The 8,234-nt window shown below is 62.2% G+C and carries 7 protein-coding genes and 2 pseudogenes; 2 read left to right on the top strand and 7 right to left on the bottom strand.

Annotated features, from left to right (window positions below; all coding sequences use genetic code 11):
- A pseudogene (locus ACESNB_RS01020) lies at positions 1 to 149 on the top strand (IS110 family transposase); the annotation flags it as partial.
- 182 nt (positions 150 to 331) lie between these two features.
- Positions 332 to 498: pseudogene (locus ACESNB_RS01015) on the top strand (IS21 family transposase); the annotation flags it as partial.
- Positions 499 to 530: 32 nt separating this feature from the next.
- Here the strand turns inward: ACESNB_RS01015 and ACESNB_RS01010 are convergent.
- The 7 genes from ACESNB_RS01010 to ACESNB_RS00980 form a co-directional block, all read right to left on the bottom strand.
- Positions 531 to 1,673 carry a GntR family transcriptional regulator gene (locus tag ACESNB_RS01010; protein WP_373002662.1) on the bottom strand — a complete coding sequence of 381 codons (1,143 nt, stop codon included), beginning with the start codon at positions 1,671 to 1,673 and terminating at the stop codon, positions 531 to 533.
- Positions 1,674 to 1,735: 62 nt separating this feature from the next.
- On the bottom strand, positions 1,736 to 2,755 hold the full coding sequence (locus ACESNB_RS01005; RefSeq protein WP_373002661.1) for a histone deacetylase family protein: 1,020 nt from the start codon (positions 2,753 to 2,755) through the stop codon (positions 1,736 to 1,738).
- A gap of 36 nt (positions 2,756 to 2,791) precedes the next feature.
- Positions 2,792 to 3,814: an ABC transporter ATP-binding protein gene (locus tag ACESNB_RS01000; protein ID WP_373002660.1), complete on the bottom strand. Its 1,023-nt coding sequence runs from the start codon at positions 3,812 to 3,814 to the stop codon at positions 2,792 to 2,794.
- 3 nt (positions 3,815 to 3,817) lie between these two features.
- Complete coding sequence (locus ACESNB_RS00995; protein WP_373002658.1) at positions 3,818 to 4,873, bottom strand: ABC transporter ATP-binding protein; 1,056 nt, start codon at positions 4,871 to 4,873, stop codon at positions 3,818 to 3,820.
- The gene (locus ACESNB_RS00990; RefSeq protein WP_373002664.1) at positions 4,860 to 6,167 is read right to left on the bottom strand and encodes an amidohydrolase family protein; all 1,308 of its coding nucleotides are present in this window, start codon (positions 6,165 to 6,167) and stop codon (positions 4,860 to 4,862) included. Before ACESNB_RS00990 ends, ACESNB_RS00995 begins: the two co-directional genes overlap by 14 nt.
- Before the next feature lie 73 nt (positions 6,168 to 6,240).
- Positions 6,241 to 7,749, bottom strand: coding sequence for an ABC transporter substrate-binding protein (locus tag ACESNB_RS00985; protein WP_373002656.1), 1,509 nt, complete (start codon positions 7,747 to 7,749; stop codon positions 6,241 to 6,243).
- Positions 7,750 to 7,861: 112 nt separating this feature from the next.
- The coding region (locus ACESNB_RS00980) for an ABC transporter permease (protein ID WP_373002654.1) at positions 7,862 to 8,234 on the bottom strand (373 nt) is incomplete at its 5' end.

Raw genomic sequence — 8,234 nt, 5'->3', positions numbered from 1 at the left:
TCAACCCAGATATGAAGGCGAAATACGAGCAGCTGATCTCGACAGGAAAATGCAAGAAGCTGGCCATCACAGCAGTCATGCGAAAGCTGATCGTCATGGCCAACGCACTGCTTCGAGATCAGAGTAAATGGACCCAAAACCCGGCTTGACCAATACGGATACTCATCGTTTGCAGGGCAATCAACTGCCGGTCAGTGGACGCAAGCATCGCCTGCCGGTAATAGTATGCCGCCCGCAATCAGTTCGCTATTCTTTACCCCGAACGGTTCAATAATTGACCCGTCGAAACCGCATGGGCTAAGCCTCATACACAGAGTTTCGGATACTCCCGGGGCGGCTGCCACGTGATGATTTCCAGCCGGACTGGACCCACCTCGCGACAGAGTTGAAGCGCAAGGGCGTGACACTGACCCTGTTGTGGCAGGAGTATCGATCGCCCATCCGGAAGGCTATGGCTTCACGCAGTTTTGCGGGCAGCTTCACAGCCGGCTTCAACGCCAGTGACCGGTCACGGCGACCGGCTCGGGGCGCTACAGCGCCCTGTTTGTCAGCAGTTTGGAGGAGCGAATTTCCTCGATCAATGGCAGGATATCGTTCTGGATGTTGTTCGGATCCGGCGAGTGACGGTATTCGAACGCGGTTTGGCGGCTGCTCACGAGATCGCACACTCGGTCGGACCCGGTGGCATAGACCACCACGTCGACGCGGCGCACGAAATCGGCCAGATCGAGTGCGTCCACCAAGGTGATCTCGGCACTGCTGACATGCGAAATGAACCTCAGAATGTTTAACCGCATCAGCCCGGTGAATTCGGGGAAAGTAGATACGATGCCGACCCGGGCCGCCGAATCCAACCCGGCAAGCCGGGTGCGGGTCTCGACCGAGGGCACGAAATTGACCCCGGCCACTGGCACAACCGCCGGCACCACACTCCGCACTTCCAGGCGGCGGTTCGCGAGGGTCAGCACCAGGTCGTAATTCAGCAAAGGTTCCGCCGCAGACAGGGTGCCGATTGTGGCCGTGTCGATGCGATCCTGCTCTGCAAGTTTTCCCTGGATGAAATGGGCATAGGCCGCCGTGGAAGCCTGGAACAGCCCGACGAACAAGATGCGCAGCGGCATCGTCGAGCGCGCGCGCTGCAGATTGCCGCGCACGCCGGTCATCTCCGCCACCTGCCCGACATCCAGGCCCAGAGTACGCGCGACAGTCAGCAGTTCGTCGATCGCCTGGTTCAGTCGCTGCAGCCCTTCAAGTGACGGAAGACCCTCGACCAAAGAGACGAAAGTGCCGGACTTGCCCCGGGCTTCGATCAGTCCCGCCGCTTTTAGCTTGTTATAGACATTGACCACGGTCATCGTTGCCACGCCGGTGCTCTCGGCGAACTCGCGCACCGTCGGCAGGCGGGTTCCGGCCGGCACGCTGCCCATCAGGATGCCGTATTCGATGACGCCGCGCATCTGCACGTTGAGTGCGATCGGCGCGTCGCGATCCAGCCCCGCGGTCAGTAGTTCCAGCATGGCACCTTCGGGCGCCGGCCCGAGTCGGTCGGCCCCCTGAGCGCGCACGCCGTTTGCCTCGCCATCCGCGACCACGGGATCGGACGGTTCCGGTGTCTCGGGGCCGGTCAGGTCCGCCGGGCCGCCGTTCGTCCCGCGGGTCTCATTGTGCGACATGGATCGGCCTCTTCCAAAAAATCACTTGCGGGGTTTGCGTTGCGTGCTTGTGCGTCATGGCTTCAACTGTTGAATGCTCGCATAAAACTGCGCAGATAGCTGCCCAAGTAGGAACTGAGGTATCCTCCCTCCTGTACCAGCAAAGTCGGTAATTTCATCGCGGTGAGTTTGCGCCCCGCGCCGGCGAATCCGGCTTCAGTAATCTTGAACGCCTCGACCGGGTCGTGTTCGCCTCCGTCGAAGCCGAGCGATACTACCAGCGCCCCCGGCGCGTAGTCAACGATTCGCCCCAGCGCAGCCTCCAGCGCCACGAGCCAGTCGGCGTCGCCAGTGTTCGCGGGGAGCGGGAAGTTGCAGTTGAAGCCCAGGCCCGGTCCTTCGCCGGTTTCGTCGGAATGGCCGGCGTAAAACGGCGCGGTCAACCTGGGGTCGATGTGGACCGAACAGACCAGCACGTCGGCACGCTGGTAGAAGATGAACTGCGAGCCGTTGCAATGGTGGACGTCGATATCGAGTAAGGCCACCTTCCCGAACCGCGATACCAGGTGATTGGCGGCAATCGCGGAATTGTTGAGGAAACAGGCTCCGGTCATCAGATCGGGATAGGCATGGTGTCCGGACGGGCGGCACAGCGCGTAGACCGGGTCGGTCCCGGCGGTCAGACATTCGGCGGCATGAATCGCTGACTGCGCGCTAGCAAAGATCGACCGCCAAGTGTCGGCAACAATTGGACATGAGGTGGAATTCGAGTACCAGCCCAGCAGGCCCAGGAAATCCGTCGGCCGCCGATGCATCCGATGCGTCGGATGCACATTGGGAATCGCGACCGGCCCGAAATCGGCATGGGCGCTCCATTGCGCGTAAGCGTCGCGCAGAAAGTCAACGTAATCGGCGTCATGCACCGCCAGGATCGGCCCCAGCCCACCCAGCGGCGCCTCGACGATCTCGTGGCCCTCTTCGCGCATGACTCGCAGGAATATCTCGTAGCGTTCGCAGCGATCCGGCTGCGCGATGAGTTTCCCGGTCCGAAACACGGTCTCAGGATCGTGCAGGGCTTGATCCGGGTGATGTACAACAAGCATGTTCTGGCCCCTTCCTTACTGTGGATCTGCGCCGGGCTAGTCGGCGAAATGACAAGCCGCCAAGTGCCGGGGTCGCACCTCGCGAAGCGCGGGGCGCTGCTGCGCGCAGATGTCCCGCGCAATCCAGCAGCGGGTTCGGAACGGACAGCCCGAGGGCGGGTTCAGCGGGCTGGGCACGTCGCCTTTCAGGATGATGCGCTTGCCGCCACCCGCCGCCTCGCGCCCCGGAATCGCCGACAGCAGCGCCTGGGTATAGGGCATGCGCGGATCCGCGAAGAGATCCTCCGCCTCGGCCAGTTCGACCAGCTTGCCCAGATACATGACCCCGACCCGGTCGCTGATATATTCGACCACGCCCAGGTCATGGGCGATGAACAGATAGGTCAGGCCGAATTCTTCTTGCAGTTCGGACAACAGATTCAGCACTTGCGACTGCACCGAAACGTCAAGTGCCGAGACCGGCTCGTCCGCGACGATGAATTTCGGGCGCAACGCCAGGGCGCGTGCGATGCCGATGCGCTGGCGTTGGCCGCCGCTGAACTCGTGCGGATAGCGGTCGAGATGCTCCTTGCGCAATCCCACCACTTCGATCAGCCGCTCGACCGTGGCGGCGCGCTCTTCCCGCGGCACGCCCTGGATCACCAGTCCCTCGGCAATGATGCGGCGGACGGACATCCTGGGGTCCAGGCTGCTTAGCGGATCCTGAAAGATCATCTGGATGTCGTGGCGCAGGGCGCGAAACCGCGCCGGGCTGGCAGCCAGGACATCCTCGCCCTCAAGCCGAATCTCGCCTTCCTGCGGCTGCACCAGGCGCACGATCGAGCGGCCGAGCGAGGATTTCCCGCAGCCGGATTCGCCGACCAGGCCCAGTGTCTCGCCGCGCCGGATGGTCAGTGAGACGTCATCGACGGCCTTCACCCAGCCGGTGGTCTGGTTAAGAATGCCGCTGCGATTGGCGAAATAAGTCTTGAGATTGCGGATCTCCAGCAGCGGCGGGGCGGCAGCATCCGGTCCGGTCTGCGGGGGCTTGTCGTGGGCTGTGGCGTCTGTTGCGGTCATCGGTCAACTCTCTTCGGTCAGCCAGCAGGCAATCGCGCGGCCGTCGCCGGTCTCTTTCAGTACCGGCTTGGTGGCACAAATATCCATCGCCCTTGGGCAGCGTGGACTGAAGGGGCAGCCCTTGGGCATGTTCAGGGGGCTCGGCACCGAACCGCTGATCGCTCGCAGCCGTTGGCCACGCATCCCGCCATGCGGAATCGAATCCAGAAGGCCTTGGGTATAAGGATGCTGCGGCTCCTCGGTGACCTGGGCGACCGTGCCGCGCTCCATCACACGCCCGCCATACATCACAACGACCTCGTCGCACATTTCCCGCACCACGCCGATGTCATGCGTGATCAGCAGCACGGTGGCATCGGGCAGGCCTTTCACCAGATCTAGGATTTGGGCCTGAATGGTCACGTCCAGCGCCGTCGTCGGCTCGTCCAGAATCAACAGATCTGGCGTGTTGGCCATTGCCATGGCGATGGTCACGCGCTGTCGCATGCCGCCGCTCAGGCGGTGCGGATATTCGTTGGCGCAGCGCTCAGGATCGGGAATCCCGACCTGCCGCAGCAAGTCGACTGCGCGGGCATGGGCCTCTTGCCGACCAATGCTGGCATGGGCGTGCAGCGATTCCGCCACCTGCTTGCCGACCTTATAGACCGGGTTCAGCGCTGACATCGGATCCTGAAACACCAGGCACAGGCTGCGGCCGCGTAGATGCCGAATTTCCTTTTCACGCAGCTTCACCAGGTCGCGGCCACGATAGATGATCTCGCCGCCGACAATCTCGCCCGGCGCTTCTATCAAGCGCATGATCGACAGCGAGGTGACGCTTTTGCCCGATCCGCTTTCCCCCACGATGCCCAACGTCGAGCCGGCGCGGATCTCGAAGCTGACGCCATCGACGGCGCGCACTGTGCCGCCGCCGGTGCGGAAATGCGTCTGCAGATCGCGCACTTGCAGCACCAGGTCGCGCCCCGCCGCCGCCCCGGTCGAATTTGACGCCGGGATCATCGCGGCCGGTTCGCAAAGATCTGGGCGCCGACCATAAAACAGGTTGTCATAGGATTGCATCCAGTCTGGTAGGTTCCGGCCGGGTTTCGGTCAGATCGGTACGAAACGCAGCCTGGGGAGTCATTGCAGCGCGGCCGACGGCGGCATGTCGCACACCGGCCTGCAGGATCAGCCGCGGATCGCGTAGCGCATCAAGATCGGCCAACGGATTGCCGTGGACCACGATCACATCCGCGGCCTTGCCGGCGATCAGGGTTCCGGTCTGGTCATCGATGCCGATCACTTCGGCGGCGCGGCCGGTGGCGGCATGGATCGCCTCCAACGTAGAATAGCCACCGGCGTGCATCAACTCCAATTCCAACGGCAGGCTGTCGATGGAGGTGAAGCGCCAGCCGGCATCGGTGCCGGCAACGAACTTGACGCCCGTTGCGCTGAGCTTGGCGAATTGCGTCTGATTTTCGGCGGCCATGGTGCGCCAGCGCGCCTGCATTTCCTGCTCGGCGGGGGTAAGCCGCTCTTTCAGGCTCAGCGCATTCAGTACGGTACCGCCCACCGCAAGGGTGCTGGTCACCGGAATCCCGGATGCCGCAAGCCGATCGGCCACCGCAGCATCATAGACCTGGTTGCCTTGGGCGTCAGTGATGAAGCCGGCATGTTCAATCTGGTCGGCCCCGGCCTTGATCGCGATATCGATCGATTGGGCGCAGAGGCAGTGCACGGAGACTTTGCGGCCGTTGCGGTGCGCTTCGTCGGCCAGCGCCAGCATTTCATCCTGGCTATAGGCCGGCAACCACGAAGCTGTGCCAACGGTGCCGCCACCACTGCCCATCACCTTGATGAACTCGGCGCCCTGCTTGATCATATCACGGACTTTGCGACGCAGGCCGTCGATCCCGTCTGCCTCGCCGCCCAGATACCAGGTATGGCCGCCGGTGATAGTGATCGGCTGGCCGCAGGCCATGACCCGGGCGCCGGAAACATAGCCAAGCTCTTGGGCACGGCGCAGGTCGATGGCGGTTGTCTTGTAGGCGCCGACATCACGTACCGTGGTAATCCCGGCAGCCAGCGCCCGCGCGATGGCATGGGTCGAGGTCGCGACCATCACGCCCTCGGATTCGCGCATGGCGTCTTCCAGAGTGCTACCGTCGCCGGGAAGATTCAGATGGACATGGGTATCGATCAGACCGGGTAGGATGGTCCCGCCCGGAAACTCCAACAACTCGGCACCGGCCAGGCGGTCGGGAATATCACCCCGAATGATTCCCGCGACTTTGCCCGCCTCAATCACCAGGGTGGCGTTTTCCAGCGGGTCGGCGCCGGTCCCGTCAATCAGTCTGTCGGCACGAATGAGCATGGTCACGTTAGTAGTCCTTATCATGGGAAGATTGTGGGCTCCGCCGACCCGACATGAACGGCGGAGCCAGGGATCATTTCGTCAGCGACGCGGCGCCGAAATATTCGAAGCCACCGCCCGAATAAGTTACTCCGGTCAAGTTCTTCACGGTCATGAGCAGGTCAATGTTTTGCCGAATTGGCATCAACACCGCATTGTCCATGATGATCTTCTGCGCCTTGCTATAGATCTCGATCCGCTTTTCGGTATCAGACTCTTGCTGGCCCTGAATGATCAGATCGGTCAGTTCCGGGTCGGACCAGTGGCTCCAATTGAAATACTCGCCCGGCAACACCCAGAAGTGCAGCGCGTCCGGGTCGACACCGATGTACTGCAGCGGCGTGAGGGACATGTCGCCCTCAACATTGGCGGCCAGCCAGGCCGGAACCGCAAGCTGCCTGACCTGGGCATCCATGCCGAAGTCGCGCAGATAGCCCTGCATCGCCTGCGCCAGCAGCGGATACGACGGCACTGTCGAGATCGCCGTAAGATCCAGCGTCAGCGTCTTGCCGTCCTTTTCCCAGAACTCGCCCGGCTTGGTCCAGCCAGCATCTGTAAGCAGTTTCGCGGCCTTCTCGACATCGTAGGGATAGGCATCTTCCAGACTCTCGTCATAGCCTGTCATCCCTTTCTGCAACGGAGTATTGCTGACCGGAAAGACGCCCGCCTCTGCCAGTTGCACGACGCCCGTCTTGTCGATGGCGTGCATGATCGCCTTTCGCACAGCAAGATCGTCGGTCGGGAAGCGGCTGGCATTGATCGGTGCGAAGATTCCGAGTCCGCTGATCGGAACAGCGATCTGGGTGTAGGCGTCTGAGGCCCCGAGCGACTTCCAGTACACACCGGGCGTCTGCTGCATGACGTGGGACTGGTCACTTAGGAACTGGCTAACGCGGGCCTGCGAGTTCGGTACGATCTGGAAGGTGATGCCGGCGATATTCGACGCGCCGTCGTGATCAGCCGCAGCCATCCAGTTGTAGTCTTCGAAGCGTTCCAGAACCAGGCTCTGGCTCAGCTCGTAGCTGACGAATTTGAACACGCCGGTGCCGGTGGGATGCTGTCCCAGATCGGCGCCGTATGTGGCGATCGCCTCGGGCGATTGGATGCCCAGGTAGGGTTCGCCCAACTGTGCCAGCAGCGGCGAATAGGGTGCCGTGCAGGTAATCTCGACGGTGAACTCGGCGGTAGCGGTCGCGGACTTGCAGGGACCGATCAGACCCAGCGCAATCTTCGACTGCGTGTCCGGGCCGGTGATATAGGCGATGTTGGCCACCACCGCTTCGGCGTTGAATTTGGTGCCGTCGTGGAAGGTGACGTCCTCGCGCAGGTTGAAGGTGTATTTCAAACCGTCCTCAGACACCGACCAGTCCTTGGCCAGCAATGGCTCGATCTCGAAATCCTTGTTCAGCCACACCAGCGTGTCGAACATGTTCGTCAGCAGCGAGCCGACGTTGCGCGCGCCAGTTGTGGCGGGGTTAAGCGTGTCGATAGGTTCTGCCCAGCCGATGGTCAGATGCGCACCCTTGTCGATCTCCTGCGCCAAAGCTCCTTGGGCGCAGAACATGATACTGGCCGAAGACAGTAGCAGTCGGGTTAGTCCGATTCTCATCTCAATACTCCTAGGTTTCAAGTGGTCGTTTCGTGAGCCGCGCCGCTCAGGCGCGGGCAAGAGTCGGGTCGAGTTCGTCGCGCAGCCCGTCGCCGATCAGGTTGACCCCGATCACGAAGAGCGACAGGAAGACGCCAGGAAACACGGTGATCCACCAGGCCAGCGTGATATAGATCTGCCCGTCGTTCAGGATCGCGCCCCATTCTGGGGTCGGCGGCTGTACGCCCAGTCCGATGAAGCCAAGGGCGGTGATCCACAGCGCGGCGATGCCCAGCCAGGTGGTGGTCATGATGATCACGCCTGACATCACGTTCGGCAGGATATGCGTCAAGATGATGCGGCTGGCGCCAGCCCCCAGGGTGATCGAAGCGTCGATATAGGGCAGATTGCGGATCTCGGTGGTCGCGCCTTCGACTAGC

Origin of the sequence: Hyphomonas sp., assembly GCF_041689225.1 — a bacterium.
Lineage (GTDB): Bacteria > Pseudomonadota > Alphaproteobacteria > Caulobacterales > Hyphomonadaceae > Hyphomonas.
Note: the sequence above shows the minus strand (reverse complement) of the source record. Positions and strands in the feature narration are given on the sequence as shown.